Below are 17,043 nucleotides of genomic sequence, written 5' to 3'. Positions count from 1 at the left end.
GGATGACCGGGAGACGCGGGCGGCCGAAGCTGGGCGGCATGACATCACAGACGAAGGCTCCCCCGGCGATCAGGGTCGAGGGGCTGACGAAACGGTACGGCCGGCGCACGGTGGTCGACGATCTGACGTTCACGGTCCGGCCGGGCGCGGTGACGGGCTTCTTCGGCCCGAACGGCGCGGGCAAGACGACGGCGCTGAAGGCGGTCGTGGGACTGGCGCGGCCCTCGGCGGGCACGGTGTCGGTCCTGGGAGCGCCGGTGGCCTCGACGGTGCCGGACGCGCGCCGGATCGGCGTCCACATCGAGCCGTGCGGCGCGCACCCGGCCCGGTCGGCCCGCGCGCATCTGCGGGCGCTGGCGCTGTCGGCGGGGTTGCCGCGCCGCCGCGTCGAGGAGGTTCTGGAGGTCGCCGAGTTGACGCGGGCGGCGGGCCGCCGGGTCGGCGCCTTCTCGCTCGGTATGCGGCAGCGGCTCGGGCTCGCCGCCGCGCTGCTGGGCGACCCGGAGATCCTGGTGCTGGACGAGCCTGCCAACGGGCTGGACCCGCAGGGGATCCGCTGGCTCCGGACGATGCTGCGGGACAGGGCGGCGAAGGGCGGCACGGTGCTGCTGTCCAGCCACCTGCTCGCGGAGGCCGCGCAGACGGTCGACGACGTGGTCGTCATCGACCGTGGCAGGCTGGTGCACGAGGGACCGATCAGTGAGGTGGAGTCGCTGGAGGACGTGTTCCTGGAGCTCACCGGAGGGTTGGAGCGGTGATCGGCCTGCTTCGAGGGGAACTGCTCAAGTCGATGACGACCCGTGCCGTGTGGGGATTCGCGGCCGGGGGGATGGCCTTCGCCGCCCTGAACGCGGTGCTCGTCGCCGTGGCGTCGGGAACGCTCGACGAGGTGCCGGAGAAGAAGGAGGCGCTGTCGGGGCTCCCCGTCCTGCTGCTCCTGTGGGGACTGGTCGGCGCGGCGGGCGAGTACCGCCACCGGACCGCCGCGCCCACGGCGCTGGTGGCCCGGCGCGGCCGCGGAACCGTCCTCTCGGTGCGGATCGCGGCGTACGCGCTGACCGGGCTCGGGCTGGCGCTGCTGATCAACGCGGTCGCGGTCGGCGTGGCGCTGCCGCTGCTGGCGGACCAGCCCGGCCCGGATCTGACGTCCGGCCAGGTGGCCGGGGTCGTGGCGGGCAACGTCTCCGCGCTCGTGCTGGCGACGGTGCTGGGCGCGGCGCTCGGTGCGCTGATCCGCAGCCCGGTCGTCGGCGCGGTGGTCCTGCTGATCCTGGCACTGGTGGTGCAGCCCCTGGTGGGCGGGGCGTATGAGCGGGAGGCGAACCTCTCACCGTTCGGCGCGGCGGGCGTCATGACGGGCGGGACCCACAACACGACCCTCACGGTCACGCAGGCCGGCGCGGTGTTCGCGGTCTGGACGGTGCTCGTGGTGCTGGTCGCGGTCGGGTTCGAACGACGGCGTGACCTGGCGTGAACGTCGCGGAGAGGATTCGGGCGGTGCGGGGCCTGCAGGCCGCGCACCGCCCGGTGCTGTTCGACATCGTGCTCGCCGTGGTGGCGACCGTCGTGGAAGTGGGGCTGCTGTTCAACGACGGCACCCGGGCCGCGCCCCTGCCGATCGCCGTGACCGTCCTCGCCGGTGCGGCGCTCCTGGCCCGCCGCCGGTTCGGGGTGGCGGTGACGGCGGTGACGGCCGTGACGGCTGCCGCGGTGACCGCGGCCGGGTACTCGCCCGGGGGCGCGCCGGCCGTCGTCGCGCTGTGGTCGCTCGCCGGAACACGCGACCGGCGCGTCTCGCTCGCGGTGCTGGCACCGATGGTCGTCTTCCTGGAGGCCGACGACATCTGCAGCCCGCCGGTGTCGATCGGGGCGTGGATGCTGGGCGCCTACATGCAGACGCGCCGCCGCTACGTCCAGGCGGTGGAGGAACGAGCCGCCACCCTCGAACGCGAACGGGAGCAGCTCGACCTGATCGCGGCGCAGCGCGAACGCGACTCGATCGCCCGCGAACTGCACGACATCGTCGCCCACTCGGTGACGGTGATGCTGATCGGGGTGCGCGGCGCCCGCGACGTCCTCGCCACCGAACCGCAGGTGGCCGCGCGGACGCTGGAGCGGGTGGAGACCAGCGCCGAGCAGAGCCTGGCCGAGTTGCGCCGGATCCTCGTCCTGCTGCGCGGGCGGGAGGCGGCGGACACGCGACCGCAGCCGTCACTGGCGGACCTGGGCGAACTGGTCGCCGGGTACCGCGCGGCGGGGCTGCCGGTCCGCCTGGAGATCGCCGGGGAACCGCTGGACCTGCCGAGCGGGGTGGAGTTGTCGGCCTACCGGATCATCGAGGAGGCGTTGACCAACGTGCTGAAACACGCCGGGGCGACACTGGTCACGGTACGGCTGAACTACGGCGGAGCGGACCTGGAGGTCCGGGTCCACGACGACGGGGCGGGAACCGGCGAGCCGGGCCCCGGCGGGCACGGCCTGGTGGGGATGCGGGAGCGGGTCGCGGTACTCGGCGGCGAGCTGGAGACGGGCCGGGGCCCCGGCGGCGGGTTCCGGGTAGCGGCACGGCTGCCGATCGGGGGGCGGGCGTGACGATCCGGGTGCTGATCGTCGACGATCAGGAACTGATCCGGATCGGTTTCCGGCTGTTCCTGCAGACCCGGGGCGACCTGGAGGTCGTCGGCGAGGCCGCGGACGGCCGCGAGGCCGTCGAGCGGGCGGCGGAGCTGCGGCCCGACGTCGTCCTGATGGACGTCCGGATGCCGCGGATGGACGGCGTCGAGGCCACCGCCCGCCTCACCGCTGCCGGCCGTCCGCCTCGCGTGCTGATCCTCACCACATACGACCTCGACGAGTACGTGTTCGGCGCGCTGCGTGCGGGGGCGTCGGGATTCCTGCTGAAGGACGCGCCCCGCGAGCGGCTCCTGGAAGCGATCCACGTCGTCCACCAGGGCGAGGCGCTGCTGTCCCCGTCGATCACCCGCCGCCTGATCGAGGACTACGCCGACCGCACCGACCCGGTCCGGCCGTCGCCGGACCTGCTGACCGCGCTGACCCCGCGCGAGCGCGAGATGCTCCTGCTCGTGGCCCAGGGCCTGTCGAACCAGGAGATAGCGGCGCGGCTCGTCGTCACCGAGGCCACCGTCAAGAGCCACGTCGGCAGCGTGTTCGCCAAGCTCCACCTCCGCGACCGCGTCCAGGCCGTCGTGCTGGCCTACGAGCACGGCATCGTCGTCCCGGGCCGCCGTCCCGACCCTCGCTGAGGACCGCTGGTCACGGTCGGGACGGGGACGTCGCCGTCAGGGCCGGTGGGCGGACCCGCCGACGGAACCCGTGCCGGGAACCGGAATAGGGCACTCATTCGTCCTGTTGTAGAGGTCGTCAGCAAAGTTGAGTCCGGTCGACTCAAGTCATTTGACAAGGACGAGGGGCGCCGGGCAACCTAGCGGACAGAAGACTCAACCGGCCGCGCCTCGGGGGCGACCGGGGCTGCGATAACACCGGATACGACGGAGGACGAGAAACATGGCACGTGCGGTCGGCATCGACCTCGGGACGACCAACTCGGTCGTCGCGATCCTGGAGGGCGGCGAGCCCACCGTCATCGCGAACGCGGAGGGGTCGCGGACCACGCCGTCCGTCGTCGCCTTCGCCAAGAACGGCGAGGTCCTGGTCGGAGAGGTCGCCAAGCGCCAGGCGGTGACCAACGTCGACCGGACGATCCGGTCGGTCAAGCGCGAGATGGGCACCGACTGGAAGACCAAGATCGACGACAAGGACTTCAACCCGCAGCAGATCAGCGCGTTCGTGCTGCAGAAGCTCAAGCGGGACGCCGAGTCCTACCTGGGTGAGACGGTCACCGACGCGGTCATCACCGTCCCCGCCTACTTCTCCGACCACCAGCGGCAGGCCACCAAGGAGGCCGGCCAGATCGCGGGCCTGAACGTCCTGCGCATCATCAACGAGCCGACCTCGGCGGCGCTGGCCTACCACCTGGAGAAGGAGAACGAGGCCACCATCCTGGTCTTCGACCTCGGCGGCGGCACGTTCGACGTGTCCCTGCTGGAGGTCGGCGACGGCGTGGTCGAGGTGAAGGCCACCAGCGGCGACAACCACCTGGGCGGCGACGACTGGGACAACAAGGTCGTCGACTGGCTGGTCGAGCGGTTCAAGAACGCCAACGGCGTCGACCTGGCCAAGGACAAGATGGCGCTGCAGCGGCTCCGCGAGGCCGCGGAGAAGGCCAAGATCGAGCTGTCCGGCTCGTCCGAGACGCAGATCAACCTGCCCTACATCACCGCGTCCGCCGAGGGCCCGCTGCACCTGGACGAGAAGCTCACCCGCGCCGAGTTCCAGCGGATGACCTCCGACCTCCTGGAGCGCACCAAGGCGCCGTTCCAGCAGGTGCTGAAGGACGCCGGCATCTCGGTGAAGGAGATCGACCAGGTCGTCATGGTCGGCGGCTCTACCCGGATGCCCGCGGTCTCCGAGCTGGTCAAGGAGCTGACCGGCGGCAAGGAGCCGAACAAGGGCGTCAACCCCGACGAGGTCGTCGCGATCGGCGCCAGCCTCCAGGCCGGCGTGCTCAAGGGCGAGGTCAAGGACGTCCTGCTGCTGGACGTGACCCCGCTGAGCCTCGGCATCGAGACCAAGGGCGGCATCTTCACCAAGATCATCGAGCGGAACACCACGATCCCGACCAAGCGGTCGGAGACGTTCACCACCGCCGACGACAACCAGCCGTCCGTGGAGATCCAGGTCTACCAGGGCGAGCGCGAGATCGCCGCGTACAACAAGAAGCTCGGCACCTTCCAGCTCACCGGCCTGCCGCCGGCGCCGCGCGGCGTCCCGCAGATCGAGGTCACCTTCGACATCGACGCCAACGGCATCGTGAACGTCAGCGCGAAGGACCAGGGCACCGGCCGCGAGCAGTCGATGGTCATCACGGGCGGCAGCGCGCTGCCCAAGGACGACATCGAGAAGATGATGCGCGACGCCGAGCAGTTCGCCGAGGAGGACCGCCGGCGCAAGGAGGAGGCCGAGGTCCGCAACCAGGCCGACACCCTCGCGTACTCGACCGAGAAGTTCCTGCGGGAGAACGACGAGAAGGTCCCCGCGGAGCTGAAGACCGAGGTGGGCGATGCGGTCGCCGAGGTCAAGAAGGCCCTGGAGGGCACCGACGTCGACGCGATCAAGGGCAGCGCCGAGAAGCTCGCGCAGGTGAGCCAGAAGATGGGCGCCGCGATGTACGCGCAGAACCCCGAGGGCGCCCAGGCCGGCGCCGAGGACCACGGGCCGACGGCCGGCGCCCAGGGCGGCGAGCCGCAGGACGACGAGGTCGTCGACGCCGAGATCGTGGACGAGGACAAGCCGAAGGGTGATGCATCGTGACGTCCTCTCCCAACGGGGACGAGGAGAAGGAGGGCCCGGTGATCCGCGACAAGCGGCGCATCGATCCCGAGACGGGGGAGGTCCGGGCGCAGGCGGGGGAGTCCTCGCCGGCCCCGGAGGCCCCGGTGGGCGGGGGCGGCGCCAAGGCCACGGGTGAGGAGGACTCCGCGCTGAAGACCCAGCTGGCGGAGCGGCTCGCCGACCTCCAGCGCCTGAAGGCGGAGTACGACAACTACCGCAAGCGCGTCGAGCGCGACCGGGTCGCGGTCCGCGAGCAGGCCCTCGGGCAGGTGCTGTCCGAGCTGCTCCCGGTGCTGGACGACATCGGCCGCGCCCGGGACCACGAGGAGCTCACCGGCGGGTTCAAGTCCGTCGCGGAGAGCCTCGAGGCGGTCACCGGCAAGCTCGGCCTGGAGCGGTACGGGGAGAAGGGCGAGCCCTTCGACCCGGTCGTGCACGAGGCGCTGATGCACTCGCTCTCGGCCGAGGTGACCGAGACGAGCGTCACCGACGTCCTGCAGCCCGGCTACCGGATCGGCGAGCGGATCCTGCGGCCCGCCCGCGTGGCGGTGGCCGACCCCGACCCGGGCTCCGGGGCCGGCGAACCCGGCGACGGGCCGGGCGACGCGGACGACGAACCGGGCGAATGACTCCCAGGGGGCCCGCCCGCGAGGGCGGGCCCCGCAGGGGCCTGAAGACATGTGGCAAGTGGCGATAGCAGAAGGCGGGGCGCCGTGAGCACCAAGGACTACCTGGAGAAGGACTACTACAAGGTCCTCGGTGTCGCGAAGACGGCCTCGCAGGAGGAGATCAAGAAGTCCTACCGGAAGCTGGCCCGCAAGTACCACCCGGACGCCAACAAGGGCGACGCGGAGGCCGAGGACCGCTTCAAGGAGGTCTCGGAGGCCTACGACGTCCTGTCCGACGAGAAGCGCCGCAAGGAGTACGACGCGGTGCGCTCGATGCCGGGCGGTTTCCGCGGCCAGCAGGGGGGCGGGTTCGGCTTCGACCTCGGCGACCTGTTCGGCCAGACCGGCGGCGGGACGCAGCCGGGCGGCGCCGGGGAGCGCATCGGCGACCTGTTCGGCGGCCTGTTCGGCGGGCGCGGCGGCGCCGGCGGCGGCACCCGCACGGCGGGGACGCGGCGCGCGCGGCGCGGCGCGGACGTCGAGACCGAGGTGACCCTGTCGTTCGGCCGCGCGATGAACGGCGTCACCGTCCCGATCAAGCTGACCAGCGAGGCGGCCTGCAACGGCTGCCGCGGGACGGGCGCCAAGGCCGGCACCGTGCCGCGCGTGTGCCCGAACTGCGAGGGCACCGGGCACGAGACCCGCAACCTCGGCAACTTCGGCTTCCAGGAGCCGTGCAAGGAGTGCCGCGGCCGGGGCCTGGTCGTGGACGACCCGTGCCCGATCTGCCACGGCAGCGGCCGCGCGACCGGCACCCGCACGATCCAGGCCCGCATCCCGGCGGGCGTGGCGGACGGGCAGAAGATCCGGCTGAAGGGCAAGGGCGCCCCCGGCGAGAACGGCGGCCCGGCCGGCGACCTGTACGTGAACATCAAGGTGCTGCCGCACAAGGTGTTCGGGCGCAGCGGCGACAACCTGACGCTGACCGTCCCGGTGACCTTCCCCGAGGCGGCGCTCGGCGGCGAGATCCGGGTGCCGACCTTCCAGGGGCAGCCCGTCACGCTGAAGCTGCCCGAGGGCACCCCGAACGGCCGCAAGTTCCGCGTGAAGGGCCGGGGCGCGCCGCGGCGCGACGGCACGAAGGGCGACCTGCTGGTCACCGTCGACGTGCACGTCCCGCAGAAGCTCGACGAGCAGACGCGCGAGGCGCTCGACCGGCTCCGGACGGCGGGGGCGGGAGACGACCTGCGCGCCGACCTCCTCCAGCAGGCCAGACAGGAGTGATCTTCATGGATCCCTTCGGCGACGACACTCCGGTCTACGTGATCTCCGTGGCGGCGCAGCTGTCCGGACTGCACCCGCAGACGCTGCGCACCTACGACCGGATGGGCCTGGTGTCCCCCGGCCGGACGGCGGGCCGGGGTCGCCGCTACTCGATGCGGGACATCGTGATGCTCCGCGAGATCCAGCGGCTCTCCCAGGAGGAGGGCATCAACCTGTCCGGCATCAAGCACATCCTGGAGCTGCAGCGCGACAACGTGCGGCTCCGCGAGGAGCTCGCCAAGGCGCACGCCGCGCTGGAGGAGCTCGCGAACGAACTCGAATCGACCCGTGCGGTCGCGGCGCGGCTGGCGCAGCAGCGGCGGCACGGGGAACCGGGCCGCACTCCCGGCGCCGACCTCGTGCCCATCAGGCGCACGAGCGTCGTGGTGTGGCACGAGCGCAACTCGGACTGAACAGGGCAACTGTCGGGGGTCTGGGGGGTCCCCCAGATGGAACACGGCTACGGGGTGGGGTCATGGACTACAAGCTGACGCAGAAGAGCCAGGAGGCGCTGTCGGTCGCGGTCCGCAGGGCGGCGGCCGAAGGGCACCCCGAGGTGGATCCGCAGCACCTGCTGGTGGCGCTGATCGGGCTGCCGGACGGGACGGCGGTGCCGCTGCTGGAGGCGGTCGGCGCCGACTGGCAGGTGATCCGGCGGCGGGCCGAGGAGCAGCTCGCGGCGATGCCGAAGGCGCAGGGGTCGACGGTGGCGACGCCGCGGCTGTCCGGCCAGCTCCAGCGGTCGGTCAACACGGCGGCCAACCGCGCGCAGCAGCTGGAGGACGAGTACGTCTCGACCGAGCACCTGCTGGTCGGGCTGGCGGCGGACGGGGGTCCGGCGGCGGGCCTGCTGAAGGAGTTCGGCGCGACGCCGGAGGCGCTGCTCGACGCGTTCGAGAAGGTGCGCGGCCACGCCCGCGTCACCAGCGAGAACCCCGAGGGCACCTACCAGTCGCTGGAGAAGTACGGCGTCGACCTGACGGCGGCGGCCCGCGACGGCCGGCTCGACCCGGTCATCGGCCGCGATCCGGAGATCCGCCGCGTGATCCAGGTGCTGTCGCGCCGGACGAAGAACAACCCGGTGCTGATCGGCGAGCCCGGCGTCGGAAAGACGGCCGTGGTGGAGGGCCTGGCGCAGCGGATCATCGCGGGCGACGTCCCCGAGTCGCTGCGCGGCAAGCGGCTGGTCTCGCTGGACCTCGGCGCGATGGTCGCGGGCGCGAAGTACCGCGGCGAGTTCGAGGAGCGGCTGAAGGCCGTCCTGAACGAGATCAGGCAGAGCGAGGGGCAGGTCGTCACGTTCATCGACGAGCTGCACACCGTCGTCGGGGCGGGCGCGGCCGAGGGCGCGATGGACGCCGGCAACATGCTGAAGCCGATGCTGGCCCGCGGCGAGCTGCGGATGATCGGCGCGACGACGCTGGACGAGTACCGGGAGCGGATCGAGAAGGACGCCGCCCTGGAGCGCCGGTTCCAGCAGGTGTTCGTCGGGGAGCCGACCGTCGAGGACACGATCGCGATCCTGCGCGGGCTGAAGGGCCGGTACGAGGCGCACCACAAGGTGCAGATCAACGACTCGGCGATGGTGGCGGCGGCGACGCTGTCCGATCGCTACATCACCTCCCGGTTCCTGCCGGACAAGGCGATCGACCTGGTGGACGAGGCCGCGTCCCGGCTGCGCATGGAGATCGACTCCCGGCCGGTCGAGGTCGACGAGCTGCAGCGCGCCGTCGACCGGCTGAAGATGGAGCAGATGAACCTGGAGAAGGAGACCGACGAGGCGTCCCGGCAGCGCCTCGAACGGCTCCGCGCCGACCTCGCCGACAGGCAGGAGCAGCTGAGCGGCGTGAACGCCCGCTGGGAGCGGGAGAAGGCGGAGCTGAACCGGGTCGGCGAGATCAAGGAGCGGATCGACCAGCTGCGCGGCGAGGCGGCGCGGGCCGAGCGCGACGGCGACCTGGAGACGTCCTCGCGGCTCGTCTACGGCGAGATCCCGGCGCTGGAGAAGCAGCTGGAGGAGGCGTCGGAGGCGACCGAGACCCGCGACACGATGGTCAAGGAGGAGGTCGGCCCGGACGACGTCGCCGACGTGGTCGCGTCCTGGACCGGCATCCCGGCGGGGCGGCTGCTCGAAGGCGAGACCGCGAAGCTGCTGCGCATGGAGGACGACCTCGGCCGGCGGCTGATCGGGCAGGAGGCCGCGGTCCGCACGGTGTCGGACGCGGTGCGCCGCGCCCGCGCGGGCATCTCCGACCCCGACCGCCCGACCGGCTCGTTCCTGTTCCTCGGCCCGACGGGCGTCGGCAAGACGGAGCTGGCGAAGGCGCTCGCGGAGTTCCTGTTCGACGACGAGCGGGCGATGACCCGCATCGACATGAGCGAGTACTCCGAGAAGCACAGCGTCGCCCGCCTGGTCGGCGCGCCGCCCGGATACATCGGGTACGAGGAGGGCGGCCAGCTCACCGAGGCCGTCCGGCGCCGCCCCTACTCGGTGGTCCTGCTGGACGAGGTGGAGAAGGCGCATCCGGAGGTCTTCGACATCCTCCTGCAGGTGCTGGACGACGGCCGCCTCACCGACGGCCAGGGCCGCACGGTCGACTTCCGCAACACGATCCTCATCCTCACGTCCAACATCGGGTCGCAGTTCCTCGTCGACCCGACGCTGGAGAACGGGGCCAAGCGGGAGGCGGTGTGGAACGCCGTCCGGAACTCGTTCAAGCCGGAGTTCCTCAACCGCCTGGACGACGTGATCCTTTTCGACGCCCTGTCGACCGACGAGCTGACCCGCATCGTCGACCTGCAGGTGGACCGGCTGGCCGACCGCCTCGCCGACCGGCAGCTCACGCTGCGGGTCACGCCCGCGGCCCGCGAGTGGCTAGCGCTGACCGGCTACGACCCGCTGTACGGCGCGCGCCCGCTGCGCCGCCTCGTGCAGACGGCGATCGGCGACCAGCTCGCCCGCGAGCTGCTGTCCGGCGAGGTCCGCGACGGCGACGAGGTGGTCGTCGACCTCGACGAGGCCGCCGACCGCCTGACCGTACAGCGGTCCGGCGGCCTGAAGCTGACGAAGTGACGCGCTGACGAGGTGACGTGAGAAAGGCGGCCCCGGGGACTCCCCCCGGGGCCGCCTTCGCGGTGCGTCAGACTTCGAGGTTCTCCTCGATCTCGCGGAGGCGGTGGCGGGCCAGCGCCAGGTTTCCGCGGGTGCGGTCGAGGGCCATGTAGAGGAACAGCCCCTTGCCCTTGCGGCCCGTGACCGGCCGGATGACGTGGTACTGGCTGGAGATGCTGATGAGGATGTCCTCGATCTCCTCCTTGATGCCGAGCTGCTCCATCGTGCGGAGTTTGGCGCGCACCACCTCGGTGTTCCCGGCGCCCGCGACCTGCAGGTCGAGGCCCTTGGAACTGCCGAGCTGGCCGAGGGTCATCCCGCTGTTGTAGTCGACGACGGCGACGCCGATGGCCCCGTCGATCGTCATCATGTCCTTGAGGGCGAGGTCGAGGTTCGACATGGGTACTCCTCTTTCCTGGTCGTGGGTGGTTCGTTGTCGTGGTGCCGCGCCGTCGTGGGCGCCGCTCCGTCAGGGACGGCGCGTGCCCGTGAGGCAGGCGGCGACGGCGCGGGCGGCGGGCCGCGACTCCAGGTGGAGGCGGCCCACGTTGACGTCCGGATCCGCGAGGACGGTGAGGGACGCGGTGGGGCCGGCGGCGTAGATGACCACGTAGCCGTCCACGCCGCGGATCACGACCTCGTGGAAGGCGCCGCCGTGCGCCGTCTGCGCGATCCGGTGCGCGAGGGACAGGCCCGTCGCCGTCACGGCCGCCATGCCCGCGGGTTCGACCGATCCGGGCAGGTCGTGCGCGATGAGCAGCCCGTCCACCGAGGCCACCAGGCTCCCGCCGAGCTGCGGGACGCGGGCCCGCAGCGACCTCAGCTCGGCCACCACCGCCTGCTCGGCCGGCCGCACCGCCGCGGCCCCCGCGCCCGGCCCGCCGGGCGTGCCCGGTAGGCCCGCCCCCGCTCGTTTCGCCACCTTCGCCAGCCTTTCGATCAAGTGAGCCACTCGGTCCCCAGCACGATCAGCGGAGCTCCACCAGCGCCGTGTGGAGCCGGACGAGCAGGTCGCGGTCCGCGGGCGCCCAGTCGGCGGAGACCTCGTCCCGGACCGGCGCGGCGCCGGGCCCGTCCGGTGGGCCGGTCCTTACCAGCGACGCCGCGGCGAGCCCGCGCACGGCGAGCAGGCACGCGAACACCGTCCGCCCGAGCTCGCCGGCCAGCTGCGCGGGGGTGCGCAGGCCGTCGGCGTTGAGCAGGATCTCCGCCTGGAGGCCGGTCAGGATGACGCGCTGCCGCCTGACGCGCCGGACCGGCACCACCGGCGCGACGTCCACGCTCCCGTCGGGCCAGGCGGCGTCGAGGAGGGCGCGGCGGCGGCGCTGCTCGTGGACGAGCGTCGCCACGGTGACCCGCCGGGAGCCGCCGCCCGGCGGCCCCTCGGTGAACGCCGGCTCGGCCCGCGAGGCGAGCAGGAGGCAGGCGGCGTCGAACATCGCGAGCAGCCCCGCCAGTTCCGGGTCGGGCCCGTCCGGCAGGTCGCCGGGACCCGGCGTGTGCCGGCTCTCGGCGAGGGTGACGGCCCCGCGGTCGACATGGAACGCGCCGTCGCCGCCCACCCGCAGCAGGCCGGTGGCCTTCTCCCGTTCCAGCGCCGCCAAGGCTCCGGCGACCCCTCCCGCGTTCGCGTCCGCCATGTCATCCGCCCGTGATCTCGCCGAGGAGGTCGCGCATGCGGAGCCGGGCGAGCGCGATGTTGCCCTTTTCCCGATCGAGCAGTAAATGGACGAAGAGATGCCCGTCGAGATTCGCTCCGGTCAGGGCCAACACGTGATATCCGTCCGTTCCGCAAACGATGATCTCCTCGACGTCGTCACCCGCCGCGGTGGCGCTGAGCGCCGGCGACGCCAGCACCGCCCGCACCACGTCGGTCGCGCCGGCCGCGTCCTCGTGCTGGTCGAGGACGTCCTCCCGGCCGGCCGCCGCCACGGCGAGCCCGCTGGCGCAGTCGACCAGCGTGACCCGCCGCGCCCCCGGAATGGTCATCATCGACGCGAGGCACCCGTCAATGCCCAAGCCCATTTCCCCACCGAATGAGAGTTGCAAGAACTCGACCATAGCCAGAACATTGCCGCTCGCAACGCCAATCCGTAAATTTCCCGCGACAATCATGTATGGGGTATAAATACCGCACGGTATGACGGGCGGTCAGGATCGTTGTGAGGCGCCGGCCCTGGAAATCGGCTCCCTCCGGGCCACCGATGGGGGTCGTCCGCAATCGCGTCGGCCGGCGCGCCGGGGCGGCTCTTTACGCTGTGAGCGTGCAGTCGTTCCGTACAGAACGTACAGAAGGCAGAGTTCTCTCATGAGGCTTCTGATGCTGGGCGGGACGGAGTTCGTCGGACGTGCCATCACCGAAGAGGCGCTTGCCCGCGGCTGGGACGTCACGGTCTTCCACAGGGGGCGCCATGAGCCGCCCCAGGGAGTCGCGTCGTTGCGCGGCGACCGCACCGCAGAGGGCGGCCTCAAGGCGCTTGAGGACGGGGAATGGGACGCCGTCGTCGACACCTGGTCCGGCGCACCGTTCGTCGTCCGAGAAACGGCGCGCCTGCTCGATGGACGTGTCGCGCGGTACGTCTACATCTCCAGCCGTTCGGTGTACCGGTATCCAGAACCGTCCGGGCTCGGCGAAGAAGCCGAGGTGGTCGACGGCTCCCCGGACGACGGCGAGGTCGACTACGCGGCGGCGAAGCGCGGCGGAGAACTGGCAGCACTCGACGTGTACGGGGACAACGCCCTCCTGGTGCGGGCGGGCCTCATCCTGGGCCCGTACGAGAACATCGGGCGGCTGCCCTGGTGGCTGTCACGTATGGCGCGGGGCGGCGACGTCCTGGCGCCCGGCCCGCGCGACGCCGGTCTCCAGTACATCGACGTGCGGGACCTCGCCATCTGGACCCTGGACGCCGTCGAACACGGACTCGGCGGCCCCTACGACCTGGTCAGCCCGCCCGGCCACACGACGATGGGCGAGCTGCTCCAAGCCTGCACCGACGTGACGGGGTCGAGCGCGAACCTCGTCTGGACGGCCCCGGAAACGATCCTGGAAGCGGGCATCGAGCCGTGGACCGACCTTCCCGCCTGGCTTCCGCCCGGCGAGGACTACGACACCCTGCACCAGGGCAACGTCGGCAAGGCCCTTGCCGCGGGGCTGCGTTGCAGGCCCGTCCAGGAGACGGTCGCGGACACCTGGGCCTGGCTCCAGTCGATAGGCGGCACGGCACCGCAGCGTCCCGACCGTCCCGTGCTCGGCCTGCCTCCCGAGAAGGAGGACGAGGTCCTGAACCCCCGCTGACCTCCGGCGCGGGCCCGGCCCTCACCACCCTCGCGGCCCGGTCACAGGGACGCCGTGCGGCCGGCCGCGCGGTGGACACAGGGGCGCCCGTCCGCTAGAGAGGCGTTCTATGACCGCTTTGGTACTCGGCCCCCACCTCCGGCACGTGAGTCACCGCACCGCGACGATCTGGGTGGAGACCGATCGTCCGTGCGAGGTCAGGGTCGTCAACCGGGAGCAGGGGGTCGACGCCGCCGCCCGCACCTTCACGGCGCACGGCCACCACTACGCCGTCGTCGAGATCGACGGGCTCGCGCCAGGGGCGCGGATCCCGTACGAGGTGGTGGCGGACGGCGAGACCGTCTGGCCCGAGGCCGGCGCAGGATTCCCCCCGTCCCAGATCAGGACCCTGCGCGAGCACGGCGAGCTGCGCATCTCCTTCGGCTCCTGCCGCCGCTCGCCCGGCACCGTGGAGGAGTACGGGCACGACGCCCTCACCGCGTTCGCCGACAGGCTCCGGACCGGCGGGGAGGACGCCGTCTGGCCGGACGTCCTGCTCATGGTCGGCGACCAGGTGTACGCCGACGAGCTGACCCCCCAGATGCGCGAGTTCATCGGCGGCCGCCGCGCCCCGGGCTCGCCGCCGGACGGCGAGGTCGCCGACTACGAGGACTACACCCAGCTCTACAAGCTCGCCTGGCACGACGACCCGGCCGTCCGGTGGCTGCTGTCCACCGTCCCCACCTTCACGATCTTCGACGACCACGACATCCGCGACGACTGGAACACCTCCTACACCTGGCGCCGGCAGATGTGGGCCCAGCCCTGGTGGAAGGCGCGCATCACGGGCGGCATCGGGTCGTACTGGATCTACCAGCACCTCGGGAACATGTCGCCCCAGGACCGGGCGTCCGATGCCGTCTTCGAGGCCGTCCGGGCGGCCTCCGACGAGACCGGCGACGCGGGCGACGTCCTGGACGCGTTCGCCGAGAAGGCCGACAAGCACCCCGAGACCATGCGCTGGAGCTACTCCCACGACTGGGCCGGCACGCGCCTGATCGTCGTCGACAGCCGGTGCTCCCGCCTGCTCACGGCCGACCGGCGCGGCATGCTCGACGACGAGGAGTTCGACTGGCTGGACGGCCGCTGCCAGGGCGGCATGGACCACCTGCTCATCGCCAGCTCGCTCCCCTACCTGCTGCCCATGGCGATCCACCACGCCGAGTCGTGGAACGAGGCCGTCGCCGAGGGCGCGTGGGGCAGGCGCGGCGCGGCGGTCGGCGAGAAGATCCGCCAGGCCGCCGACCTGGAGCACTGGGCCGCGTTCGAACGGTCGTTCCGCGCCGTCGCCGCCGGCGTCGTCTCCGTCGGGCGCGGGGAGCGCGGCCCCGCGCCGGCGAGCATCTCGTTCCTGTCCGGCGACATCCACTACTCCTACCTGGCGCGGATCACCGAGCCCGCCACCCAGTCGAAGATCACCCAGATCGTCTGCTCGCCCCTGCGCAACCCGCTGGAGGGCAAGTTCCGGTGGGCGAACCGCATCGCCTACTCGCGGGCCGCCGGACGGCCGTTCCGCTTCCTGGCGAAGCTGGCGAAGGTGCCCGCCCCGCCGGTCCGGTGGCGGATGACGAGCGGCCCCTGGTTCGACAACGCCATCGCCACCGTCGAGCTGTCCGGACGCGACTGCGGCGTGCGGTGGGAGACGCCGGGGACCAGCGGCACGATGTCCGAGATGGGACGCGCCGGCATCACGTGACGGGGCTGGGTGTCCCGGCCATGACGCGGCTCGCGTTGATATCTGTGACCAAAACGAGCGACAACAAGTGGTCACTCAGTCACAATGAGCAAGCATGGAGCCAGGGGACGACAGGACGGCGCCCGGCGACGCCGAGCCCAGCGATGCCGCGCTCATCTCCCGGATCCGTGAGGGGGACGACGCCGCCTACGGAACGCTCTACCAGCGGCACCTGCCCGCCGCGCGCGGGCTCGCCGGCCATCTGGCCGGGCGCGAAGCCGCCGACGACGCCGTCCAGGACGCGTTCGCGAAGGTCCTCTCCGTCCTCAGGCGCGGCGGCGGGCCCGACTCCGGGTTCCGGCCCTACCTGCTCACGGCCGTGCGGCGGACGGTCTACGACCGGCAGCGCCCCGACGTCCACCCCACCGACGACACCGGGACGTACGACGTCGGGGAGCCCTTCGACGACCCCGCGGTCGAGGAGTGGGAGCGTTCGATCGTCGCGAGGGCGTTCCTGTCGCTGCCCGCGCGATGGCAGACCGTCCTCTGGCACACCGAGGTCGAGGACGGGAAGCCGGTCGACGTCGGCCCGATCCTCGGCCTGACCGCGAACGGCACCGCCGCGCTCGCCCACCGGGCCCGCGAGGGGCTGCGGGAGGCCTACCTGCAGATGCACCTGAACGGCCTCGACGCCGGCGACGCGTGCCGTCCCGTCCTGGACAAGCTCGGCGCCTACGTGCGCGACGCCTTGCCGGGCCGCGAGTCCCGCAGGGTCAAGCGCCACCTGGACGGCTGCAAGCGCTGCAAGAGCCTCCATGGGGAACTGGCCCATGTGAGCACAGCGCTGCGCGACGTCATCGGACCGCTCGTCCTGGGCTCGGCGAGCGCCGCCTACCTGGCGTCCAGGGGCGGCTTCTTCCTGTGGGTGCGGCGCCTGCCCAGGCGGCAGCAACAGGTACTCGCCGGGGCCGTGGTCACCGTCGCCGGGGCCGTGGCCCTCGGCCTGACGCTCGTGTCCGACGACCGGCCCGCACCCGAACCGCGCACACCGCCGCCCGCCGCCGAGCCGGTCGCCCCGCCCGCCGCCCGACCGCCCGCCGTGACGCCGCCCGCGGCCAGGCCGCCCGCCGCTGAGCCCCTTGCGAAGCGGCACGCTCCCGTCCGTCCGGCTGCGGCCGAGCCTCGGGCCCGGCCACCGCACCCGGCGCCGAAGCCTCGGGAGAGACCGCCGCATGTGAAGAAGCCCGCCGAGCCCAGCCCGGCCCCATCTCGTCCGATCGAAAGCCCTGGAGGGCTGCTGGTCCACATCAAAATGCGGGTGCCGCTGCTGTCGGCCGAGGTGGGCGTCCATCTGGACATCGACCTGCCAAGCGGCGAAATCCCCTCCATACGGCACTGCGCCACCCTTACGGCACCGCTCACGGCCACGGCCGCCATCCGGGGTTGAAGCGAGGGTCGCGGGCACGCCTGGACTGAACCCGCCACCTGATTCTTCCCGTAAAGATCCTTCGGAAGGGCCGGACGGAGCCTAAAGGGCTGGTAGCGTCCGCCGCGGCTCCCGAATCCTTGTTACCGAGGA

Annotated in this window: 16 protein-coding genes; 12 read left to right on the top strand and 4 right to left on the bottom strand. The window is 72.2% G+C overall.

Translation table 11 applies throughout. The features are described from left to right. Positions 1-38: 38 nt before the first annotated feature. From BJ999_RS02425 to clpB, 9 genes are all read left to right on the top strand, one after another. Entirely contained in the window at positions 39-758 is a 720-nt protein-coding gene (locus BJ999_RS02425; protein WP_179831737.1) for an ABC transporter ATP-binding protein, read from the top strand. Next, entirely contained in the window at positions 755-1,474 is a 720-nt protein-coding gene (locus tag BJ999_RS02420) for an ABC transporter permease (RefSeq protein ID WP_179831736.1), read from the top strand. Before BJ999_RS02425 ends, BJ999_RS02420 begins: the two co-directional genes overlap by 4 nt. A 23-nt stretch (positions 1,475-1,497) precedes the next feature. Beyond that, positions 1,498-2,592 (top strand): sensor histidine kinase, encoded by a 1,095-nt coding sequence (locus BJ999_RS02415; RefSeq protein ID WP_218934901.1) that lies wholly within the window; start codon positions 1,498-1,500, stop codon positions 2,590-2,592. Next, on the top strand, positions 2,589-3,263 hold the full coding sequence (locus BJ999_RS02410; RefSeq protein WP_179831734.1) for a response regulator: 675 nt from the start codon (positions 2,589-2,591) through the stop codon (positions 3,261-3,263). Before BJ999_RS02415 ends, BJ999_RS02410 begins: the two co-directional genes overlap by 4 nt. Positions 3,264-3,525: 262 nt before the next feature. Then, positions 3,526-5,391 (top strand): molecular chaperone DnaK, encoded by a 1,866-nt coding sequence (gene dnaK, locus BJ999_RS02405; RefSeq protein ID WP_179831733.1) that lies wholly within the window; start codon positions 3,526-3,528, stop codon positions 5,389-5,391. Further along, complete coding sequence (gene grpE / locus BJ999_RS02400) at positions 5,385-6,041, top strand: nucleotide exchange factor GrpE (protein ID WP_373292711.1); 657 nt, start codon at positions 5,385-5,387, stop codon at positions 6,039-6,041. Before dnaK ends, grpE begins: the two co-directional genes overlap by 7 nt. Positions 6,042-6,125: 84 nt before the next feature. Beyond that, on the top strand, positions 6,126-7,304 hold the full coding sequence (dnaJ, locus tag BJ999_RS02395; protein ID WP_179831731.1) for a molecular chaperone DnaJ: 1,179 nt from the start codon (positions 6,126-6,128) through the stop codon (positions 7,302-7,304). Positions 7,305-7,309: 5 nt separating this feature from the next. Beyond that, positions 7,310-7,756: a heat shock protein transcriptional repressor HspR gene (locus BJ999_RS02390; RefSeq protein ID WP_179831730.1), complete on the top strand. Its 447-nt coding sequence runs from the start codon at positions 7,310-7,312 to the stop codon at positions 7,754-7,756. Positions 7,757-7,818: 62 nt separating this feature from the next. Next, positions 7,819-10,416: an ATP-dependent chaperone ClpB gene (clpB, locus tag BJ999_RS02385; RefSeq protein ID WP_179831729.1), complete on the top strand. Its 2,598-nt coding sequence runs from the start codon at positions 7,819-7,821 to the stop codon at positions 10,414-10,416. A 67-nt stretch (positions 10,417-10,483) separates the two neighbouring features. On the opposite strand, the gene BJ999_RS02380 is transcribed toward clpB, so the two are convergent. From BJ999_RS02380 to BJ999_RS02365, 4 genes are all read right to left on the bottom strand, one after another. After that, positions 10,484-10,855: a hypothetical protein gene (locus tag BJ999_RS02380; protein WP_179831728.1), complete on the bottom strand. Its 372-nt coding sequence runs from the start codon at positions 10,853-10,855 to the stop codon at positions 10,484-10,486. A gap of 69 nt (positions 10,856-10,924) precedes the next feature. Next, on the bottom strand, positions 10,925-11,377 hold the full coding sequence (locus BJ999_RS02375) for a roadblock/LC7 domain-containing protein (protein WP_229810187.1): 453 nt from the start codon (positions 11,375-11,377) through the stop codon (positions 10,925-10,927). Between the two features lie 46 nt (positions 11,378-11,423). After that, positions 11,424-12,095, bottom strand: coding sequence for a transcriptional regulator (locus BJ999_RS02370; protein WP_179831727.1), 672 nt, complete (start codon positions 12,093-12,095; stop codon positions 11,424-11,426). 1 nt (position 12,096) lies between these two features. Continuing rightward, positions 12,097-12,516, bottom strand: coding sequence for a hypothetical protein (locus tag BJ999_RS02365; RefSeq protein WP_229810186.1), 420 nt, complete (start codon positions 12,514-12,516; stop codon positions 12,097-12,099). 247 nt (positions 12,517-12,763) lie between these two features. Here BJ999_RS02365 and BJ999_RS02360 point away from each other — a divergent pair, with 247 nt between their 5' ends. From BJ999_RS02360 to BJ999_RS02350, 3 genes are all read left to right on the top strand, one after another. Further along, on the top strand, positions 12,764-13,750 hold the full coding sequence (locus tag BJ999_RS02360) for an NAD-dependent epimerase/dehydratase family protein (RefSeq protein ID WP_179831726.1): 987 nt from the start codon (positions 12,764-12,766) through the stop codon (positions 13,748-13,750). Positions 13,751-13,859: 109 nt separating this feature from the next. Beyond that, positions 13,860-15,485 (top strand): alkaline phosphatase D family protein, encoded by a 1,626-nt coding sequence (locus BJ999_RS02355; protein ID WP_179831725.1) that lies wholly within the window; start codon positions 13,860-13,862, stop codon positions 15,483-15,485. 94 nt (positions 15,486-15,579) lie between these two features. Then, positions 15,580-16,911, top strand: coding sequence for a sigma-70 family RNA polymerase sigma factor (locus BJ999_RS02350; protein WP_179831724.1), 1,332 nt, complete (start codon positions 15,580-15,582; stop codon positions 16,909-16,911). The last annotated feature ends 132 nt before the right edge of the window (positions 16,912-17,043 follow it).

The sequence above is a fragment of the Actinomadura citrea genome, assembly GCF_013409045.1.
GTDB lineage: Bacteria > Actinomycetota > Actinomycetes > Streptosporangiales > Streptosporangiaceae > Spirillospora > Spirillospora citrea.
Note: the sequence above shows the minus strand (reverse complement) of the source record. Positions and strands in the feature narration are given on the sequence as shown.